16 protein-coding genes, 1 tRNA gene and 1 pseudogene are annotated in these 21399 nt (G+C 56.4%); 7 read left to right on the top strand and 11 right to left on the bottom strand.

Features of this window, described 5'->3' with window-relative positions; translation table 11 throughout:
- Positions 1-484: 484 nt before the first annotated feature.
- Positions 485-750 (bottom strand): annotated as a pseudogene (locus IM295_RS14260) (SymE family type I addiction module toxin).
- Positions 751-878: 128 nt separating this feature from the next.
- On the opposite strand from IM295_RS14260, the gene IM295_RS14255 reads away from it, so the two are divergent.
- A complete protein-coding gene (locus tag IM295_RS14255) occupies positions 879-1040 on the top strand; it encodes a YlcI/YnfO family protein (protein WP_126345615.1) in 162 nt (53 codons plus the stop codon).
- Between the two features lie 478 nt (positions 1041-1518).
- Here the strand turns inward: IM295_RS14255 and IM295_RS14250 are convergent.
- Positions 1519-1613, bottom strand: a tRNA-Sec gene (locus tag IM295_RS14250).
- 289 nt (positions 1614-1902) lie between these two features.
- Between IM295_RS14250 and IM295_RS14245 the strand changes: the two genes are divergently transcribed.
- Together IM295_RS14245 and yicI are read left to right on the top strand one after the other, a co-directional pair.
- Positions 1903-3294, top strand: a complete 1392-nt coding sequence (locus IM295_RS14245) for a glycoside-pentoside-hexuronide family transporter (protein ID WP_193066855.1) — start codon at positions 1903-1905, stop codon at positions 3292-3294.
- Positions 3295-3306: 12 nt separating this feature from the next.
- The gene (gene yicI, locus IM295_RS14240; protein ID WP_193066854.1) at positions 3307-5625 is read left to right on the top strand and encodes an alpha-xylosidase; all 2319 of its coding nucleotides are present in this window, start codon (positions 3307-3309) and stop codon (positions 5623-5625) included.
- A gap of 108 nt (positions 5626-5733) precedes the next feature.
- On the opposite strand, the gene IM295_RS14235 is transcribed toward yicI, so the two are convergent.
- Both IM295_RS14235 and xanP read right to left on the bottom strand, forming a co-directional pair.
- On the bottom strand, positions 5734-7422 hold the full coding sequence (locus IM295_RS14235; protein WP_193066853.1) for an AsmA family protein: 1689 nt from the start codon (positions 7420-7422) through the stop codon (positions 5734-5736).
- A gap of 119 nt (positions 7423-7541) precedes the next feature.
- Positions 7542-8933, bottom strand: coding sequence for a xanthine/proton symporter XanP (gene xanP / locus IM295_RS14230; protein ID WP_014881972.1), 1392 nt, complete (start codon positions 8931-8933; stop codon positions 7542-7544).
- Between the two features lie 225 nt (positions 8934-9158).
- Between xanP and gltS the strand changes: the two genes are divergently transcribed.
- The gene (gene gltS / locus IM295_RS14225) at positions 9159-10361 is read left to right on the top strand and encodes a sodium/glutamate symporter (protein ID WP_193066852.1); all 1203 of its coding nucleotides are present in this window, start codon (positions 9159-9161) and stop codon (positions 10359-10361) included.
- A gap of 2 nt (positions 10362-10363) precedes the next feature.
- Here gltS and recG read toward each other — a convergent pair whose 3' ends face one another.
- From recG to gmk, 5 genes are read right to left on the bottom strand one after another with little or no spacing between them, the layout of a single operon-like run.
- On the bottom strand, positions 10364-12445 hold the full coding sequence (recG, locus tag IM295_RS14220) for an ATP-dependent DNA helicase RecG (RefSeq protein WP_048958508.1): 2082 nt from the start codon (positions 12443-12445) through the stop codon (positions 10364-10366).
- Positions 12446-12448: 3 nt separating this feature from the next.
- Complete coding sequence (gene trmH / locus IM295_RS14215; RefSeq protein WP_049137146.1) at positions 12449-13138, bottom strand: tRNA (guanosine(18)-2'-O)-methyltransferase TrmH; 690 nt, start codon at positions 13136-13138, stop codon at positions 12449-12451.
- Between the two features lie 4 nt (positions 13139-13142).
- On the bottom strand, positions 13143-15257 hold the full coding sequence (gene spoT, locus IM295_RS14210) for a bifunctional GTP diphosphokinase/guanosine-3',5'-bis pyrophosphate 3'-pyrophosphohydrolase (protein ID WP_045630233.1): 2115 nt from the start codon (positions 15255-15257) through the stop codon (positions 13143-13145).
- A gap of 19 nt (positions 15258-15276) precedes the next feature.
- A complete protein-coding gene (gene rpoZ / locus IM295_RS14205; protein ID WP_000135058.1) occupies positions 15277-15552 on the bottom strand; it encodes a DNA-directed RNA polymerase subunit omega in 276 nt (91 codons plus the stop codon).
- Positions 15553-15606: 54 nt separating this feature from the next.
- Positions 15607-16230 carry a guanylate kinase gene (gmk, locus tag IM295_RS14200; RefSeq protein ID WP_010426438.1) on the bottom strand — a complete coding sequence of 208 codons (624 nt, stop codon included), beginning with the start codon at positions 16228-16230 and terminating at the stop codon, positions 15607-15609.
- A 251-nt stretch (positions 16231-16481) separates the two neighbouring features.
- Here gmk and ligB point away from each other — a divergent pair, with 251 nt between their 5' ends.
- Positions 16482-18152, top strand: coding sequence for an NAD-dependent DNA ligase LigB (gene ligB / locus IM295_RS14195; RefSeq protein ID WP_193066851.1), 1671 nt, complete (start codon positions 16482-16484; stop codon positions 18150-18152).
- Between the two features lie 2 nt (positions 18153-18154).
- Here the strand turns inward: ligB and IM295_RS14190 are convergent, their stop codons facing one another.
- Together IM295_RS14190 and IM295_RS14185 are read right to left on the bottom strand one after the other, a co-directional pair.
- Positions 18155-18772: a trimeric intracellular cation channel family protein gene (locus IM295_RS14190; protein ID WP_023334014.1), complete on the bottom strand. Its 618-nt coding sequence runs from the start codon at positions 18770-18772 to the stop codon at positions 18155-18157.
- Positions 18773-18978: 206 nt separating this feature from the next.
- Complete coding sequence (locus IM295_RS14185) at positions 18979-19842, bottom strand: YicC/YloC family endoribonuclease (protein ID WP_028015013.1); 864 nt, start codon at positions 19840-19842, stop codon at positions 18979-18981.
- 125 nt (positions 19843-19967) lie between these two features.
- On the opposite strand from IM295_RS14185, the gene rph reads away from it, so the two are divergent.
- On the top strand, positions 19968-20684 hold the full coding sequence (rph, locus tag IM295_RS14180) for a ribonuclease PH (protein WP_010426431.1): 717 nt from the start codon (positions 19968-19970) through the stop codon (positions 20682-20684).
- A gap of 68 nt (positions 20685-20752) precedes the next feature.
- Positions 20753-21394 carry an orotate phosphoribosyltransferase gene (gene pyrE, locus IM295_RS14175; protein WP_041911672.1) on the top strand — a complete coding sequence of 214 codons (642 nt, stop codon included), beginning with the start codon at positions 20753-20755 and terminating at the stop codon, positions 21392-21394.
- Positions 21395-21399: the final 5 nt, after the last annotated feature.

The raw sequence follows: 21399 nt of genomic DNA, 5'->3' as shown, positions 1-21399 counted from the left end.
TATCTAACTTTAGTGCCAATATTTTATTCGCATCCATTGATGTTATTAATGAGTCGCTATAATACATATTGCACCTTTTAACAGTAAACATAGGTACAAGTTTCTATTAATATTGTATTTCTGCTGTGATGCATATCGCAATAGTTTATACGTAATGAAAAATTCAGATATTTTAATCTTCGCATTATATTTGTCGTGAATAATTGTTGGCTATTAATTTAGATATTATATGAGCGTGAGAATGAGGGCGTTAGATCCGTTGCATATTAGTTTAATAGCCGTATGGCCGCTAAAGGCGAAACTGGGAGCCATGAGCTGAGCGTAACTACGAGTGTAGCTTTGAGATTGTAGTGATCTCTCACTGGAAATCTGATGTCACCTTTCCGGGCCAACTATCCGGAATTTCCGGATAGTTGAATGCTGATCAATGTCGCCATCAGAAATTCTATTTATGAGATGTTAGTTGATGGTTCGAACAGGGAGCTTAAATCGCTGCAAGCGCGTCCTCTATCTCAATGAGCGTTTATCCTGCAACCGCTTCCTGCTCGTTATACGCCACCAGAATGATACATCCTTTCATGACCTTTACAGTGACATGCTGTCCGGTATCAAACCCCGCCGCGCGCAGCTACTTGCCAGAAAGGATGATTTTCAGCGTCGATTTGTCGAAAACATTTGGGCAGTATCCCATAATCAACGAACGCTCGGTTCCGGATTGGTCGGTGTCTGGATAGAATGTGAATCAGTTATAATCAACTCATTGATAGTTGGTATGGTAGACGCCCTTTAGTGCTCCAACACTGCTGGGCGTTGTCAGGAATTTATAATCCATGTGGTAGGTACCACATGCGGAAAAACTAACCGAAGTGGTACCTACCATGCAAGAGAAAAACAAACCAAATTTTGACCGCACAAAGAGCACGATGAAAAACATCCGGTTCGAGGATGAGCTTTTGGGGCAGATTGAGAAGGCTGCGGGGAAAGGGAATTTTAGTAAGTGGGTTAAAGAAGCTTGTAGGCTTAGGCTTATGAATAAGTAGCTATCATGGTTTTTAATTTGGTGATGGTAATAAGGGAATAAATGATAAGTTATAGAACTATAATAAAAAACTTATCATTTATGATTATCCTGAAGTTTGCGATTAAAAAATGATTAAAAAAATTTTAACCAAATCTACTCTTAAATTTTTGCGAACTAACTCGACGCTGCATTTTACCATTGCAGTTGGGGCATAGATGTTGTTTCTTTCCTTGGATTTTCCATGTGTAATATTTTTTCTTGAAATAAGTTTGGCAGATATCACACCGTCTGGGCTTGAATATGGTACAAATAATAGCCATTAGAATCACCGCACCAATAATCCATTCCATTACAGCTTCCCTTAAATATTTTTTGAATAAGTAAAAGGATAACACTCAATATTCAAATGAATAATTGATCAAGCTCACATAAGGTGGTTGCAATAAGCGGTTCTATTTACGAGTGACGTTTTTTATTATCGAGGTGAATGACATTTTTGGCGGAAGATCACAGGAGTCGAACCTGCCCGGGAACGCTGGCGCCCCCAACTGGATTTGAAGTCCAGCCACCTCACCGGAGATGACGATCTTCCGCGCCTGCATTGCTACATGGAGGCGGGGCGCATTATAGCTACTTTCAGGCATTTACCACATACCCCACACCACTTTTTTCACCTCTCTTTTGACCTGTACCCCCCTGTTTCAGCTAATTCCTAAGAAAATCCTCAGGTTAGCCTTTTGTGCTCTCCAACATTTATCGCGATCACAAAAAACAAGAAACGTAATCTGCTAACCAGAAAACGCAATACCCGCCGTTGAAACAATGGTTTAAAACCAATGCAACCGGTCTCAGCGCCCCCTACAGCGTGAAGGATAAAAAAGATGAGCGAAGTATTGTCAGTAAAAGAGAAGATTGGCTACGGCATGGGTGACGCCGCCAGCCACATCATTTTTGATAACGTCATGTTGTACATGATGTTTTTCTACACCGATATTTTCGGCATTCCCGCCGGGTTTGTCGGCACCATGTTCCTGCTGGCCCGCGCGCTGGATGCGATCTCCGACCCGTGTATGGGGCTGATCGCCGACCGCACCCGCAGCCGCTGGGGCAAGTTCCGTCCGTGGATTTTGTTCGGCGCCATCCCGTTCGGCATCGTCTGCGTGCTGGCCTACACCACACCGGACCTCAGCCTCAACGGCAAAATGGTTTACGCGGCAATTACCTACACGCTGCTGACCCTGCTCTATACCGTAGTCAACATCCCGTACTGCGCGCTGGGCGGGGTAATCACCAGCGACCCGACGCAGCGTATCTCCCTTCAGTCCTGGCGCTTCGTGCTGGCGACGGCGGGTGGCATGCTCTCCACGGTGCTGATGATGCCGCTGGTGAAGCTGATTGGCGGCGACGATAAGGCGTTCGGCTTCCAGGGCGGGATCGCTGTGCTGTCGGTGGTCGCGTTCCTGATGCTGGCGTTCTGCTTCTTCACCACCAAAGAGCGCATCCAGGTGCCGCCGAGCACCACCTCCATGCGGGAAGACCTGCGCGATATCTGGCAAAACGACCAGTGGCGCATCGTCGGCGTGCTGACCATCCTCAATATCCTCGCCGTCTGCGTGCGCGGCGGCGCGATGATGTACTACTGCACCTGGATCATGGGCTCGCCGGAGGTGTTCGTCGCGTTCCTCACCACCTACTGCGTCGGCAATCTGATCGGCTCCGCGCTGGCGAAACCGCTCACCGACTGGAAGTGCAAGGTCAGCATCTTCTGGTGGACCAACGCCGCGCTGGCGGTGGTCAGCGTGGCGATGTTCTTCGTACCGATGCACGCCACGGTGCTGATGTTCGCCTTTATCTTCGTCATCGGCGTGCTGCACCAGCTGGTGACGCCAATCCAGTGGGTGATGATGTCCGATACCGTCGACTACGGCGAATGGACCAACGGCAAACGCCTGACCGGCATCAGCTTTGCGGGCACGCTGTTCGTGCTGAAGCTCGGCCTGGCGCTGGGCGGAGCGATGATCGGCTGGATGCTGGCTGGCGGCGGCTACGACGCGGCGGCCAAAACCCAGAACAGCGCGACCATCAGTATCATTATCGGCCTGTTTACGCTGGCGCCGGCGATCTGCTACGTGCTGAGCGCCATTATCGCCAAACGCTACTACACGCTGAAAACCCCCTTCCTGACCAAAATCCTTGGCGAGCTGGCGCAGGGCGCGCGCCGCAATCAGCAGGATTTTGAAAACCTGCCGGTCAGCAAAGAATTGCAGAACTAAGAGGACGAAAGCATGAAAATCAGTGATGGAAACTGGCTTATTCAACCGGGCCTGAACGTGACCTATCCGGTTCAGGTGTTCGACGTGGAGCAGCAGGGCAATGACCTGGTGGTGTATGTTGCGCCACGCGACGTGCGTGAGCGCACCTGGCAGCTCGACACGTTGATGTTCACGGTGCGCCTGTTTTCCCCGCAGGAAGGGATTGTCGGGGTGCGCATCGAGCACTTCCAGGGCGCGCTGAACAACGGCCCGCACTATCCCCTGAACGTTCTGAAAGACGTGAAGGTCGAGATTGAAAACAACGCCGAATTTGCCGAGCTGAAAAGCGGCAGCGTCAGCGTGCGCGTCACCAAAGGCGAGTTCTGGGCGCTGGATTTCCTGCGCAACGGCCAGCGCATTACCGGCAGCCAGCTGAAAAACAACGGCTACGTGCAGGACAGTAACACCGACCGTAATTACGTGTTCGAGCGTCTGGATCTGGGCGTGGGGGAAACAGTCTACGGCCTGGGCGAGCGCTTTACCGCGCTGGTGCGCAACGGCCAGACGGTCGAAACCTGGAACCGCGACGGCGGCACCAGCACCGAGCAGTCCTACAAAAATATCCCGTTCTACCTGACCAACCGCGGCTACGGCGTGCTGGTGAATCACCCGGAAAACGTCTCGTTTGAAGTCGGCTCCGAGAAAGTGTCCAAAGTGCAGTTCAGCGTCGAAGGGGAATATCTCGAGTACTTCGTGATCGACGGCCCGACGCCAAAAGAGGTGCTGAACCTCTATACGCAGTTCACCGGGCGTCCGGCGCTGCCGCCTGCGTGGTCGTTCGGCCTGTGGCTGACCACGTCGTTCACCACCAACTACGATGAAGCGACGGTGAACAGCTTTATCGACGGCATGGCCGAGCGCGACCTGCCTCTGCACGTGTTCCACTTCGACTGCTTCTGGATGAAGGCCTTCCAGTGGTGCGACTTCGAGTGGGACCCGGTGACCTTCCCGGACCCGGAAGGGATGATCCGCCGCCTGAAAGAGAAAGGGCTGAAGGTCTGCGTGTGGATCAACCCGTATATCGGTCAGAAATCCCCGATTTTCCGCGAGCTGAAAGAGAAGGGCTATCTGCTCAAGCGTCCGGACGGCTCTCTGTGGCAGTGGGACAAATGGCAGCCGGGGCTGGCGATTTACGACTTCACTAATCCGGACGCATGCCGGTGGTATGCCGACAAGCTGAAAGGCCTGGTGGATATCGGCGTTGACTGCTTCAAGACCGACTTCGGCGAGCGTATCCCGACCGACGTGCAGTGGTTCGACGGTTCCGATCCGCAGAAGATGCACAACCACTACGCCTACATCTATAACGAACTGGTGTGGAACGTGCTGAAAGAGACCGTCGGCGAAGAGGAGGCGGTGCTGTTTGCCCGCTCGGCGTCCGTCGGAGCGCAACAGTTTCCGGTACACTGGGGCGGCGACTGCTACGCCAACTACGAGTCGATGGCGGAAAGCCTGCGCGGCGGGCTGTCGATTGGCCTGTCCGGCTTCGGGTTCTGGAGCCACGATATTGGCGGGTTCGAAAACACCGCTCCGGCGCACGTCTATAAACGCTGGTGCGCGTTCGGGCTGTTCTCCAGCCACAGCCGTCTGCACGGCAGCAAATCCTACCGCGTGCCGTGGGCGTACGATGACGAGTCCTGCGACGTGGTGCGCCACTTCACGCAGCTGAAGTGTCAGCTGATGCCGTACTTGTACCGTCAGGCGGCGCTGGCCCGCGAGTTCGGCACGCCGATGCTGCGCGCGATGATGCTGGAGTTCCCGGACGATCCGGCGTGCGATTACCTCGACCGTCAATACATGCTGGGGGATGCCCTGATGGTCGCTCCGGTGTTCTCCGAGGCGGGCGACGTGCAGTTCTACCTGCCGGAAGGCCGCTGGACCCACCTGTGGCACAACGACGAAATCCATGGCAGCCGTTGGCATAAGCAGCAGCACGATTTTATGAGCCTGCCGGTCTACGTGCGCGACAACACGCTGCTGGCGCTGGGCAACAATAACCAGAAGCCGGACTACGTGTGGAACGCGGGGACGGCCTTCCAGCTGTTTAATCTGGAGGATGGCGCAGCGGCGGTGAGCGAAGTGCCTGCGGCGGACGGTTCTGTGGCGTTTACGCTGAAGGCGTCACGTCGGGGCGACATTGTGACCTTTACCGGCGCGGGTGACGCGAAAAACTGGTCGGTGTGCTTGCGCAACGTGCAGAAGGTGAGTGGCGTGAAAGGCGGCTCGCACGCGGGCAGCGAGTGGGGTGTGGTGGTGAAAGCGGAGGGGAATGAGGTGGTGGTTCAGCTCTGAGGTGGAAAATGCCCGGTGGCTTCGCTTACCGGGCCTAAGGTAATTATGCGCTCTGATGCCCTCACCCTGACCCTCTCCCACAGGGAGAGGGAACAAACATCAAAAACTTTATTGCACAGGCGTTGCAACCACGCCGCCCGTCATCGTCTGCTCAACCTGCTGCTTATCCATATTTACCGCGCTCAGCTTCCCATTCACCGTTGGCTTCAGTGGGGCATTCGCCTGCACGCTGCCGCTGGCGGTCATCTGAATATTGCCGTCGCCCGTAATCGGTAACGCAGGCCAGCCCCACTGCTGCAGCACGTTGAGCGGTACGCCGCGCCCGTTCAGGCTCACCGTGGTCTGCCGCTGCGGGAGTTGTGAAACCGTCGCCGTGGCTTCCAGAATACCTTTCTCGGTAAAGGCGCTCAGGTCGCTAATGTTCACCGTGGCGGCGTTGGCATTCAGCGCCAGCGACGGACGGCGCACGTCGACGCGGTTAAAGGTCGCCGCCGCGCCGTTTAATGTTGCGCTGCCGCCCCAGACGCCCCACTGGCGATCTTTCGCCAGCTGTAGGTTTGCGCCGTAGCCATCCAGGGAGGTGATCTGCCACGGGAAGGCGGGATCGATGTCGATCACCAGGTTGCGGCTCAGGCCGAATTTTTGCAGCGTGACGCTGTTCAGCCATTCCGGCAGCGGCTCCATCCACAGCGTTTTCCAGTTTTCAGGAAGGGTGTACTCCAGCCCGGCGATAGCAACATCGTCCAGAACCAGCGCTTTACCGTCGCGCAGCCAGTTGCCGGACGTGCGCACCATACCGCCTTCCCAGCGGGAGGTGAACTGACGCAGCGCTATGCCCTTCGGGGAAAACTCCGCATTCAGGATCGGGTCAAACAGATGCAGCGAGCCGAAGATAAACTCGCTGGCGTTCATGGACAGGCGACCTTCCTGGCTCTGCCAGTCGCCTTTGCTGAGAGTCAGGTTGCGCAGGCTTAAGTCGAGATCGGTCACCGCCCAGTCCGGGCCCTGCAGGCGGGCATCGGTGATCTCCAGACGGCCAATTTGCAGGGAGGGGATGGTAGCCAGCGGCGCGAAGAACGCTTTCAGCGTTTTGTCGCTCTGCAGGCGGATCTCGTTCAGGCGCATGGTGTCGATTATCCAGCTTCCGTCAGCGTTACGCAGGGCGGATCCGGTGAGCGAGCCACGGGCCATATCGGCACCAATGGTGTTCAGCACCACCTCCTTGCCGTTCAACTGGCCGTCGATTAGCACGTTGGTGGCTGGTACGCCGTTCAGGGTCAGCGAGCCGGCGCTCATCTGGATCTTCGCGTTTTTACCCAGCACGTTCCCGGCTTCTGGCTGCCATGGGCTGACGCCGCCCGTGACCTTCTGTGCGCTCAGATCCCATTCAGTATTCGGGCTATTAAAGGCCATGTTGTTCAGCTGCAGACGATCGGCCTGGAAGGGCAGCGGCGCTGTTTGAGGCGAGAGATTCAGCGTGCCGTCGAACAGGGTGATAGTGCCCATGTGCAGCGGAGCGGTGATCTGACGGCTGCTCAGGCCAATATCGACTTTTTTGGCAACTAATGTGGCGGGTTTACCGTCCCGCCCAAAGGTGACATTTTCCAGAATGAGGTGGGAAGGCGATGAAAAGCGGTGATTCATCTTGTCGAAACTGAGTTCGTAGTCGGTATTCACCGTAATCCAGCTGCTGACCTGCGCCGCGCCCCAGCGGGTCTGGAGCAAAATATAGAGCGCCAGCAGCACAATAAGCAGGGCTACCAGAAGATAGACGAGTAGCTTTCCAATAAATTTCATGGTCTTCCATCCCGCGAAACGAACATAAGGGAGTTATGCACGATTTATGCGCAATGCTCAAGGCGGGAATGGTGTAATTAGATGTCACGGCAGGCATTGACTGCCTGCCGTGAGGGAGATCAGTTCTTCTCAGGCGGGAAAACGAGGTTCAGCACGATAGCGGTGATACCGCCCGCGGCAATGCCGGAAGAGAGCAGGTTTTTAACCCAGTCCGGCGCAAACTGCAGGATCAGCGGCTGCTGGGAAACACCCAGACCAACGGCCAGCGACAGCGCGATAATCATGATCGCGCGGCGGTTCAGCGGCTCGCGGGAGACGATACGCACGCCGGAGGCCGCGATAGTCCCAAACATCACCAGCGTTGCGCCGCCCAGCACCGGCTCAGGAATGTGCTGCACAAAGCCGCTCACCGCCGGGAACAGGCCGAGGACGATCAGCATCAGCGCCACCACGAAACCAACGTAGCGGCTGGCCACGCCAGTCAGCTGGATCACACCGTTGTTCTGGCCGAAGCAGGAGTTCGGGAAGGTGTTGAATACCGCAGAGACAAACGAGTTCAGGCCGTTCGCCAGCACGCCGCCTTTCAGACGCTTCATGTACAGCGGGCCGGAAACCGGCTGCTCAGAGACGTCGGAGGTAGCGGTGATATCACCGATGGTCTCCAGAGAAGTAATCATAAACACCAGCATCAGCGGCAGGAGCAGACCCCAGTCTATGCCCAGGCCGTAATAAAGCGGCGTTGGGACGGTGATCAGCGCGCTGTTGGTCGGCGCGGTGTTCTCCGGCAGCATCCCCAGCGCCCACGCCAGCAGATAGCCCGCTGCCATGGCGATCACCAGCGAGGCCACGCGCAGGTAAGGGTTACGCTGACGGTTAAGCAGAATGATGATCGCCAGCACCACGCCCGCCAGCAGCAGGTTTTTCGGCGCGCCGAAGGTGTGGTCGCTCATTGCCGCGTAGCCGCCACCGATGGAGGTGAGGCCCACCTGAATCAGCGACAGGCCGATAATCATCACCACCACGCCGGAAACCAACGGGGTGATCACACGGCGTGCCAGGTGCAGAACGCGGGAGATGACCATCTCCGTGCAGCTTGCCAGCATCAGCGTGCCGAACAGCGCCGCCATCATGGTCGGAACATCCGCACCGCCGGTTTTCAGCGCTGTACCGCCCATGATCAGCGGCGCCACGAAGTTAAAGCTGGTGCCCTGAATCGACAGTAGCCCAGACCCCACCGGGCCCCAGGCTTTAATTTGAATAATGGAGGCCACGCCGGAGGCGAACAGAGACATACTGATAATGTGCTGCGTGTCCTGCGCCGGTAAACCGAGCGCCTGGCAAATCAGCAGCGCCGGGGTGATCACCGCAACAAACATTGCCAGAAGATGCTGGCAGGCGGCAAAAAGCGTCTGCGGCAGCGGCGGTCGGTCTTCAAGGCGGTAAATCAGTTCGCTATTTTGCTTCTGCGCAATCGGTTGCGCATCTGGCGATTCTATGGTGTTAACGGACATCGGCGGCAATCCCACGGTGGAAAAGCGGGCATTTTATCTGACCACCTGGTAAAAGCAAACGATTGCCAGCAAAAAAAAGGAAGAAAATCTGCCGCTGTGAGCAGGTTTTTTACAACCTATCGGAAAAAAAAATTACACTTTTTGCGCCGGGGGCTCATGACGAGCGCAAACCGGCCTAGGATAACGCCGCGTGTGTATGGAATACGCGCATAACAGGAGCCTTTTATGATTCATCTCGATACGTTGTCGACCCTTGTTGCCGCAACGCTGGTTCTTCTGCTTGGTCGCAAGCTGGTCCACAGCGTTTCCTTTCTGAAAAAATACACTATTCCTGAACCTGTCGCCGGCGGTCTGCTGGTGGCGCTGGCCTTGCTGATACTGAAAAAAAGCATGGGCTGGGAAATTGATTTTGATATGTCCCTGAAAGACCCGCTGATGCTGGCTTTCTTTGCCACTATCGGCCTGAACGCCAACCTGGCGAGCCTGCGCTCGGGCGGTAAGGTGCTCGGCGTGTTTCTGATTGTGGTGGTGGGGCTGCTGCTGATGCAAAATGCGATTGGAATCGGTATGGCAACGCTGCTGGGGCTGGATCCGCTGATGGGGCTGCTGGCGGGGTCGATTACCCTTTCGGGCGGTCACGGCACCGGCGCGGCGTGGAGCAAGCTGTTCATCGAACGCTACGGTTTTGAAAACGCGACGGAAGTGGCGATGGCCTGCGCGACCTTTGGCCTGGTACTGGGTGGCCTGATTGGCGGCCCGGTAGCGCGTTATCTGGTGAAGCACTCCACCACGCCGAACGGCAGGCCAGACGATGAAATGGTGCCGACCGCGTTCGAAAAGCCGGACGTTGGACGCAGCATCACCTCGCTGGTGATGATTGAAACCATCGCGATGATTGCCATCTGCCAGACCGTGGGCAAAGTGGTTGCGCAATGGCTGGCGGGTACCGCGTTTGAACTGCCGACGTTTGTCTGCGTGCTGTTTATCGGGGTGATCCTGAGCAACGGTCTGGCGCTGATGGGCTTCTACCGCGTGTTTGAGCGGGCGGTATCGGTGCTCGGCAACGTCTGCCTGTCGCTGTTCCTGGCGATGGCGCTGATGAGCCTGAAGCTGTGGGAGCTGGCCTCGCTGGCGCTGCCGATGGTGGCGATTCTGGCGGTGCAGGCGCTGTTTATGGCGCTTTATGCCATGTTCGTGACCTGGCGCATGATGGGGAAAAACTATGATGCGGCGGTGCTGGCGGCCGGTCACTGCGGGTTTGGTCTGGGGGCTACCCCAACGGCTATCGCCAACATGCAGGCGATCACCGAACGGTTCGGGCCATCGCATATGGCGTTTCTGGTGGTCCCGATGGTCGGCGCATTCTTCATTGATATCGTCAACGCGCTGGTGATCAAGCTGTACCTGATGCTGCCGATATTTGCCTGAGATCAGGCGTTGGAATAACGTTCGGTTTCCGGCATCCAGCGCTCAATTAACGCTGCCGCCTGTTCGGGGTAGCGTTCATGAATATGGCGCGCAAGGCGCTGAACTTCGGGGATCATGGCCTGATCGCGCAGTAAATCCGCCACTTTGAATTCAGCATTTCCCGTCTGGCGCGTGCCCAGTAGTTCGCCCGGGCCGCGTATCTCCAGGTCTTTTTGCGCAATCACAAAGCCGTCGTTGCTGTCGCGCAGCACCTGCAGTCGCATCTGGGCGGTTTTTGAAAGCGGTGCTTTGTAAAGCAGCACGCAGTGAGACGCTACCGCGCCGCGGCCAACGCGCCCGCGCAGCTGGTGGAGCTGGGCAAGCCCCAGACGCTCCGGGTTTTCGATGATCATCAAACTGGAGTTGGGTACGTCAACGCCCACTTCGATGACCGTCGTCGCGACCAGCAAATGTAGTTCCCCCTGTTTGAAGGATTGCATCACCGCCTGCTTCTCGGCAGGCTTCATGCGGCCGTGAACCAGGCCAACGTTCAGCTCGGGCAGTGCCAGCTTGAGCTCTTCCCACGTCGCTTCGGCGGCCTGGGCTTCCAGCAGTTCCGACTCTTCAATCAGGGTACAGACCCAGTAGGCCTGGCGCCCTTCATGGGTGCAGGCGTTGCGCACGCGGTCAATGATGTCGCTGCGGCGCGTATCCGGTATGGCGACCGTCGTCACCGGCGTTCGGCCCGGCGGCAGTTCGTCGATGGTAGAGGTATCCAGATCGGCGTAGGCGGTCATCGCCAGGGTACGCGGGATCGGCGTGGCGGTCATGATCAGCTGATGCGGGTGGAAGCCCTGCTGCAGCCCTTTTTCCCACAGCGCCAGACGCTGATGCACGCCGAAGCGGTGCTGCTCGTCGATAATCACCAGCGCGAGGCCGTTAAACTGCACCTGCTCCTGAAAGATAGCGTGCGTGCCCACAATCATCTGCACCTGGCCGCTGGCGATGGCTTCCTGCTGCGCAAGACGCGCTTTGCCTTTTTGCTTTCCGGCAAGCCAGCCCACTTCAATCCCGAGCGGTGCGAACCAGGCGCGGAAATTGTTAGCGTGTTGTTCAGCCAGCAGTTCGGTTGGTGCCATCAGCGCGACCTGTTTGCCGTGGGCAATCGCGCGCAGGGCGGCCAGGGCGGCAACCAGCGTTTTACCTGAACCTACGTCGCCCTGCACCAGGCGCATCATCGGCACGTCGAGCGCCATGTCGCGCTCAATCTCGGCGGTGACGCGCGCCTGCGCGCCGGTGGGCTTAAAGGGCAGCGAGGCCAGCAGCTTATCTTTGAGCACATCATTCGGGCTTAACGGCTGAGCGTGGAAACGCTGCGCGCCGGCGCGCAGCGCCAGCATGCTCAGGTTATGCGCCAGTAATTCCTCAAGGATAAGACGCCGTTGGGCGGGGTGTTTACCGCTTTCTAAATCGCTGAGCTGCAGCGTTGGCGGCGGGCGGTGCAGGGTGCGCAGCGCCTCGGGCAGGCTCATCATCCCCTGAGCCAGTTCTGGCGGCAGCAGTTCGGTAATGGCACAGGTGTCCAGCAGCTCCAGGGCCTGATCGGTGAGCTTACGCAGCGTCGCCTGCTTGATGCCTTCGGTCGTCGGGTAAACCGGGGTGAGCGTCTCCTGCAGTTCCGGCGTGCTGAGATCGCCCTGCACGCGGTACTCCGGGTGGATCATCTCTGCGCCGTATTTCCCGCGTTTAGCTTCGCCATAGGCCAGCACCCTACGGCCGGTCGCCAGGCTGTTCTTCATCGCCGCGCTGAAGTTGAAGAAACGCATGGTGAGGATGCCGGTGCCGTCGCTGATCTGACAGGTCATCATCCGGCGTCCGCCGAAAGTGATATTGCAGTTCAGGACTTCGCCTTCAACGGTGGCGTAAATGGCGGGAAGCAGATCGCCAATCTTGTAGAGCTGAGTGCGGTCTTCATAACGCAGGGGGAGGTGAAGCAGGAGATCCTGCACGGTGTGCAGGCCAATTTTTGCCAGCTTATTGCTTTGCGCCGCGCCCACGCCCGTCAGGCTGTTGAGCGGGATAGCATCCAGCAGGCGGCCTTTCATAGGTTACCCGGCGTACTGCATGGTGGCCCACCACTCGGCATCGGCTTCAATTTCGCCCTGCGCGTTGACGTGGGGGTAAGGCAATTTTTTCTGCTTCGCAACGCGTGCCAGCACCGGATAGCCACCTTCAAACAGCAGGCGCTGCTGTTCTTCTTCCGGCAGCATGCTGTTGCTGCGCTCGTACATCCCGGCGTTCTGACGCTGGCGCTGCGCTTCATACAGAATGAGTGCGGACGCCACGGAGACGTTAAGGGACTGGACCATGCCGATCATCGGAATGATGATGTCCCGATCCGCCAGATCCAGCGCTTCCTGGGAGATCCCGGTTTTCTCCTGACCCATCAAAATGCAGGTCGGGCGGGTATAGTCGATTTCGCGGAAATCCACGGCCTTATCGGACAGGTTTGTCGCCAGGATCTGCATCCCGCGTCCTTTCAGATGCGATACGGCATCGCCAATCGTCTGGTGAGTTTTGACGGATACCCAGCTGTTACTGCCTGCCGCAGCAGAGACCATGGTTCGCATCCGGTGACCCGGCCAGACGGCGTGCACTTCATGCACGCCGACGGCATCTGCGGTACGGACGATGGCAGAGACGTTATGAGGTTTATGCACCTGCTCCATGCAGACCGTCAGGTCAGGCTGGCGTCTGGCAAGCATTTCGCAGATACGGGCATAACGTTGTGAATTCATAAACCTAGTTTCGGTTTCGGGTGACTTTAATCACGTCCGGCATGACGCGGATCTTGCGCATAATGTTCGCCAGATGCACGCGGTCGCGAGCGGTCAGACGAATAAAGGCGCTATAGACGCGGCCGTCTTTTTCTTCCGTATTCAGGCTCTGAATGTTGGACGAGGCCGTGTTGATGGCTGCCGTCAGGTTTGCCAGGGCACCCTGGTGGTTGAACATATCCACCTTAATTTCGGTGATAAATTCCTGCGCCGTCTCTTTATCCCACTCGACCGCCATAAACTTCTCGGCTTCTTTCTGGTAGCCGCGAATGTTACGACAGGATTCATGGTGGATAACCAGCCCTTTGCCCGGACTGACGTGCGCAATAATCGGGTCGCCAGGGATTGGACGGCAACATTTTGCGAAGGTGATCAGCACCCCGTCCGCGCCTTTGATCGGCAGATGAGCATGGCCGGATGCGCCTGGAGCAGATGGCGTCGCTTCGCCCTGCTGCAGGTTTTTCGCCACCACGACGCTCATCGCGTTACCCAGACCAATTTCCGCCAGCAGATCGTCCAGAGACGTGAGCTTCATACGGTCGAGTTCACGCTGAATATGCTCCGGTGGGATCTCAGCCAGCTTGCGGCTGCCGCCCAACGCGTGGTTGAGCAGACGACGCCCCAGGCTGACGGAGTCATCGCGCTTGAGGTTTTTCAACAGCTGACGAATTTTGGCACGCGCTTTGGAACTCACGACAAAGTTCAGCCAGGCCGCGTTCGGACGTGCACCCGGCGCGGTAATAATTTCTACCGTCTGTCCGCTGGAGAGCGGCTGAGACAGCGGGTAAGGCTGTCTGTCGACGCGCGCGCCCACGCAGGCGTGCCCGATATCGGTATGCACGGCGTAGGCGAAGTCGACCGGCGTTGCGCCCGCAGGCAGTTCGACAATGCGGCCTTCTGGGGTGAAAACGTAAATCTCATCCGGGAAGAGATCGGATTTAACGCTCTCGATAAATTCGAACGAGCTACCCGCACTCTGCTGAAGCTCCAGCAGGCTCTGCATCCAGCGCTGGGCGCGGATTTGCGCGGTGGTGCTGCTTTCGCCACCGTGCTCTTTGTAAGCCCAGTGTGCGGCTACACCCATCTCTGCCATCTGGTCCATGTCTTCGGTGCGGATCTGCACTTCAACAGGCACGCCGTGCGGACCGATCATCGAGGTATGCAAAGATTGATAACCGTTCGCTTTCGGAATGGCGATGTAATCTTTCATGCGCCCCGGGCGCGGTTTATAGAGGCTGTGCATCTGCCCCAGCACGCGGTAGCAGGTGTCAGAGTCGTGGACGATTACGCGGAACGCGTAGATATCCATGATCGAGTGAAAACGCTGCTCTTTGAGCACCATTTTGCAGTAGATGGAGTAAAGATGTTTTTCGCGACCGCTGACGCGGCACGGGATTCCCGCTTCCTGCAAACGCCCTTCAATTTCAGAGAGGATCTTTTGAATCATCTCTTTACGGTTACCGCGTGCGGCTTTCACCACCTCTTTAATCACGCGATAGCGGTTCGGGTACAACGCTTCAAAGCCCAGCTCTTCCAGCTCGGTTTTGATGTGGTGGATACCTAAACGGTGCGCCAGCGGACTGTAAATTTCGAGGGTTTCACGGGCAATGCGGCGACGTTTATCCGGGCGAAGTGAGCCCAGCGTGCGCATGTTGTGGGTACGGTCAGCGAGTTTGATGAGAATGACGCGGATATCCTGCACCATCGCCATAATCATCTTGCGGAAGTTTTCGGCTTGAGCCTCTTTCTTGTCGCGGAATTTCAGCTTATCAAGCTTAGAGACCCCTTCCACCAGCTCGGCAACGCTTTTGCCAAACAGCTGTTCCATATCCTGGTAGGTGGCAGGGGTATCTTCGATCACGTCGTGCAGCAGGGCAGCCATCAGCGTTTCGTAGTCGAGTTTCATCTCGGCCAGAATACAGGCTACCGCAACCGGGTGCGTGATGTAGGGTTCACCGCTTGAACGTGTCTGGCCCTCGTGAGCGTCACGTGCAACGAGATACGCCTGCTGAAGACGCTTAATCTGGTCTTCAGGCAGGTAGATTTGAATCAGTTGATTCAGGCTTTCAAACAGATACAAGGGCGACCCGCAGGTTTAATTAACGACGACCTTCAGCAATGGCGGTTACGGCCTGCAGTTCTGCGGCTTCCTGCTCTTGCTGCTCCTGGCGCTCACGCACGTCGAGGATCTGGTTGTTGATCAGACCTTCTTCGATTTCGCGAAGTGCAATAACGGTGGTTTTATCGTTTTCTTCCGGTACCAGCGGATCTTTACCGCCTACCTGCATCTGACGAGCGCGACGCGCGGCGACCAGCACCAGGTCAAAACGGTTACCAATTTTCTCTACAGCGTCCTGAACAGTTACGCGTGCCATACTTAAAATGCTCCACAGGTGAAGAAATGACTGGGCATGATACTGAAAGTGGGTTCAGTCTGCCAACAGTTTGGTGATTAATGCGTCATGTCGCTGCTTCTGGCGGCTCATACGCAGTCGTTCTGCGCGAAGAATGGTTTTGAGATCGCTCAGCGCGGCATCAAAATCATCATTCACAATAAGGTAATCATATTCCGCGTAATGGCTCATTTCTGCAACTGCCTGTTCCATACGCTTTGCGATGACTTCTTCACTGTCCTGACCGCGGCCACGCAGGCGGCGATCCAGCTCATCCTTCGACGGCGGTAAAATAAAGATACTGCGCGAGTCAGGCATTTTCTTGCGAATTTGCTGTGCGCCCTGCCAGTCGATGTCGAGGAACACATTCACGCCCGTCGCCAGAACCTGCTCAATGGTTTCACGCGAGGTGCCGTAGTAGTTACCGAACACTTCTGCGTGTTCAAGAAACGCATCTCTGCCGATCATCGCTCTGAACTCGTCGTGATCCACAAAGAAATAGTGTTCACCGTGCACTTCACCCGGACGCGGCGCTCGCGTGGTGTGAGAAACAGAAACCTGTGTGTCGTACAACGGTTGGGTTTTTAACAGTGCCTGAATAAGGCTGGATTTACCCGCGCCGCTAGGGGCAGAAACAATATAAAGCGTGCCTTGAGCCATGAGAGTCTTTTGTATGTGTTAACGAAGAAGTCCTACATACGGGCTTATTATACACGTCGCCGCTGTGTGACGTAGCCTTTGTCACACTTTTTCCCCTGGATTATTGAATTTTGCGTACCGTTTTCAGGTTTTACCTGCGGTTTGCAGCAATAAAAATTAACGCTGGATAGCGCCTCGCAACGTGAAAGGTTGCTATTAGCGTCGTTTCTCACGTCAGGTTATACCTCCTGCATTGCAAAGGAGGGATAGCGATGTGGCGGTGGATAAGCGGGTTAATGCTGTTGTGGTGTGGTTACGGGGCGGCGGTGTGCCCGGTGTGGTCACAGGCAAAAGCCGAAAAAGAGATTGCGTCATTAAGTGCACAAATCAAACGCTGGGATGAGGCTTACTGGAAGCTGGGGGTGAGCGAGGTCAGTGACGAAGTGTATGACCAGCTCAACGGCCGTTTAACCCAGTGGCAGCGCTGTTTCGGCAACGATTTTGCTGAGAGCGCCCTTCCTGCGCTGGAGGGAAACGTAAAACATCCTGTTGCCCATACGGGGGTACGTAAAGCAGCCAGCAAAGAAGCGCTGGGTCACTGGATGCACGGCCGGAAAAATCTCTGGATGCAGCCAAAAGTCGATGGCGTGGCGGTGACGCTGGTGTATCGCAACGGAAAGCTAGCGCAGGCCATCAGCCGTGGTAATGGGCTAAAAGGCGAGGACTGGACGGCCCGCGTGCGTTTGATCCCGTCCGTGCCCAGGGAGGTATCCGGCGCGCTTGCAAACAGCGTCTTACAGGGGGAGCTTTTCTGGTTACGCGAAAACCACGTCCAGCGGCAGATGGGCGGAATGAATGCTCGCGCAAAAGTGGCGGGTGCGATGATGCGACAAAAGGACAACGCGCTTCTGAGCCAGACAGGAATATTTATCTGGGCCTGGCCGGATGGACCGAAGGGAATGGAAAACAGGCTTTCTGAGCTGTCCAGCGCAGGCTTTTCCCTGACGGCGCGCTATACGTTGCCCGTACAAGCGGTTGATGCTGTTGAAAAACAGCGTTTGGCCTGGCAAAACACGGCATTGCCCTTTGCCACGGATGGCATAGTGGTTCGGTCTGCGGAGCCACCTTCAGGGGATAGTTGGCTGCCCGGCGAAGGCAACTGGATTATCGCGTGGAAATATTCGCCTGCGGCACAGGTCGCAGAGGTCAGGAATATTCTTTTTTCCGTGGGGCGCACGGGCAAAATTTCTGTCGTGGCGGCACTTGAGCCTGCGCAGTTGGACGATAAACGGGTGCAGCGAGTGAGTCTCGGTTCGGTTGGTCGCTGGCAGAGGCTGGATATTGCCCCGGGCGATCAGATCCAGGTCAGCCTGGCAGGGCAGGGTATCCCTCGGTTTGATAAGGTGGTCTGGCGAGGGGCGGACAGACAAAAACCTGAGCCTCCGGCCTCGCGTTATCACTCCCTGAGTTGCTTTTATGCCTCGCCGGAGTGTATGGAACAGTTCTTTGCCCGACTGACGTGGCTCAGTTCAAAGCAGGTATTCAACATTGAAGGATTAGGTGAGTCAGGCTGGCGCACACTCTGGCAGGCGCATCATTTTGAACATCTCTTTTCGTGGCTGCTATTAACGCAGGAGCAGCTGCAGTCGACGCCGGGATTCTCTGCCGCACGCGGGCTGGCGCTCTGGCATCGCTTTAATCAGGTGCATGAGCAGCCTTTTATCCGCTGGATTATGGCGCTGGGTGTTCCGCTGCCACAGGCCTCGCTGAAGGCGTTGGAAGATGTGTCGTGGCAGAAGATGAGCGAACGCAGTGAAAAGGCCTGGCAGGCCTTGCCGGGTACGGGAGCGGAGAAGGCGCGGCAAATCGTTGCCTGGCTGCACGCGCCAGAGATCGATGTGTTGATCAGATGGCTTGCTCAGCAGCACATCAATGGGTTCTGAGATCAGTGGGCGCTGTGCTTATAGTGAAACACGGGCAATCCGAGCTTCAGACGCAGCGCCAGCATGCGGGCCGTAAAGCCAAACAGCAGCGTGGAGATGACCACCACGTCGTGGTTTGAAACGTAATGCTGCAGGGCAATGTAGAGCACCGCTGCGGCGAAGGAGATGCCGGCATAAAGCTCTTTTTGGAAGACCAGAGGAATGCGTTTGCAGAACATATCGCGCAGCACGCCGCCGAAAACGCCCGTGACCACGGCGGCAATGGTAGCGATAACCGGACCTTCCCCCATATCGAGCGCGATTTGCGCGCCGATGATAGAAAAGACGATCAGCCCCAGTGCATCAAGCACCAGGAACAGGCGGCGCAGATGGGGCATAACGGGTGCCACGATGGTGGTTAATACGGCAGCCGTTGCGACGATAATCACATACTCAGGATGTTTCACCCAGCCGAGCGGGTAATGGCCAAGCAGGATATCGCGCACGGAACCGCCGCCCAGCGCGGTTGCAGTGGCAATAATGATCACACCGAAGGTGTCCATCCGGCGACGCCCGGCGGCGAGAGCGCCAGTCATGGCTTCGGCGGTGATACCAATAAGATAAAGAATGTGAAGCAGCATATACCCTCCGGTGTGAACGCGGAAAGGTTAGCGATTTGTGCGCAAGATCACGATTGAGATTTTCTAAGGCGATTGGGTTTCACCTATAAAATTTAATCAATACATGTTGAATATCTTTGATTCTCGGCTGCTGAATTTGAAAAGAGACGGGAATTCGGATTAGAAATAATAATGGATGGCGTCAGCCGACGCCATCCAAAAAGCGATTACTCAATATTCTGGATCTGCTCGCGCATCTGCTCAATCAGAACCTTGAGTTCAATCGCTGAGTTGGTCACTTCAGCGTTGATAGACTTAGACGCCAAAGTGTTCGACTCGCGGTTGAACTCCTGCATCATAAAGTCCAGGCGGCGGCCCACCGCTTCCTTCTTCTTCAGGATGTTGTAGGTCTCTTTAACGTGCGCTTCCAGACGGTCCAGCTCTTCAGCAACATCGATACGCTGCGCCATCAGCACCAGCTCTTGTTCCAGACGGGTGTTTTCCAGCTGAACTTCCGCTTCTTCCAGCTTGGCGACCAGACGCTCGCGTTGCCATTGCAGCACTTCCGGCATGTGGGCGCGAACCTTCGCCACTTCAGCGCTGACGCCTTCAAGGCGCTGCTCAATCATCGCTTTCAGCGCCTGACCTTCGGTTTCGCGGGCAACGATAAAGTCATCCAGCGTGCCGTCGAGGGCTGCCAGAATTTCTGCGGCAATCGCGTCCAGATCCTGCTCGCCTGCGGCCATGACGCCAGGCCAGCGCAGAATATCAACGGGGTTGATTTCGCCTTCATCGCTCTGCATTTTGACCCAGTTCGCCGCATTCACGAGCTGTTTTGCCAGCTTCTCGTTGAGGATCAGTTCGCCCTGCGCGCTGGCATCGGGCTCAAAGCGCAGGTTGCATTCCACTTTCCCGCGGGTCAGACGCGTACGGATACGCTCGCGCACCACAGGTTCAAGGCTGCGGAACTGTTCCGGCATACGGAAATATGTTTCCAGATAGCGCTGGTTTACCGAACGCATTTCCCAGGTAGCGCTACCCCAGCTACCCTTGATTTCACGCCGGGCGTAGGCGGTCATACTGCGGATCATAGACATTCCCGTTTTTAAAGGAGAGATGGGGGGATTATAGCTTTCGGGGGCTTCTCAGGATAGGAATAAGCGTCCTTTATCCGTATAATGCGCAGCCACATTCGTTTCAAGCCGGAGAATCCATCATGCGTCCATCAGGTCGTAGCGCCAATCAGGTGCGTCCCGTCACCCTGACCCGTAACTATACAAAACACGCTGAAGGCTCCGTGCTGGTTGAGTTTGGTGACACTAAAGTGCTTTGCACCGCGTCCATCGAAGAGGGCGTTCCGCGCTTTCTGAAGGGTCAGGGCCAGGGCTGGATCACCGCCGAGTACGGCATGCTGCCGCGCGCGACCCATACCCGTAACGCCCGTGAAGCGGCAAAGGGTAAGCAGGGTGGACGTACCATGGAAATCCAGCGCCTGATCGCACGTGCGCTGCGCGCCGCCGTTGACCTGAAAATCCTCGGTGAATTCACTATTACCCTGGACTGCGACGTGATTCAGGCAGATGGCGGCACGCGTACCGCGTCCATTACCGGTGCCTGTGTGGCGCTGGCCGATGCCCTGAACAAGCTGGTTGCAGCCGGTAAGCTGAAAACCAACCCTATGAAAGGGATGGTCGCGGCGGTTTCTGTGGGGATCGTTAACGGTGAAGCGCTTTGCGATCTGGAATACGTTGAAGATTCTGCCGCCGAGACCGACATGAACGTGGTGATGACCGAAGATGGTCGCATCATTGAGGTGCAGGGGACGGCGGAAGGTGAGCCGTTCACCCATGAAGAACTTCTCTCCCTGCTGGCGTTGGCCCGAGGGGGAATCGAATCCATTGTAACGACGCAAAAAGCGGCGTTAGAAAATTGATTTTAAAGGCGACCAATGAGTCGCCTTTTTTTTGCCTGTAAGACAGAAAAAACCAAAGGAGCGAATCCATGAAATCGTATCAGCGCCAGTTTATTGAGTTTGCGATTAATAAACAGGTACTTAAGTTTGGCGAATTTACGCTGAAATCCGGGCGTAAGAGCCCGTATTTCTTCAACGCCGGGCTGTTTAATACCGGGCGCGATCTGGCACTGTTAGGCCGCTTCTATGCCGAAGCGCTGGTGGATTCCGGGATTGATTTCGACCTGCTGTTTGGCCCGGCGTACAAGGGCATTCCGATTGCAACCACCACGGCGGTGGCGCTGGCGGAGCACCATGACCGTGATGTGCCGTACTGCTTTAACCGCAAAGAGGCCAAAACCCACGGTGAAGGCGGTAATCTTGTGGGCAGCGCGCTGCAGGGCCGCGTGATGCTGGTCGACGACGTGATTACCGCAGGCACCGCGATCCGTGAATCTATGGAGATTATCCAGGCCAACGGTGCGACGCTGGCTGGCGTGCTGATTTCTCTTGATCGTCAGGAGCGCGGTCGCGGCGATATCTCTGCTATCCAGGAAGTAGAGCGTGATTACAGCTGCAAAGTGACCTCTATCATCACCCTGAAAGACCTGATTGCGTATCTGGAAGAGAAGCCAGAGATGGCGGATCACCTGGCGGCGGTGCGGGCGTATCGCGAAGAGTTTGGCGTGTAATTAAA

This window comes from Enterobacter cloacae complex sp. P14RS (assembly GCF_014895895.1).
GTDB lineage: Bacteria > Pseudomonadota > Gammaproteobacteria > Enterobacterales > Enterobacteriaceae > Enterobacter > Enterobacter bugandensis.
This window is presented reverse-complemented; position numbering and strand designations above follow the sequence as displayed.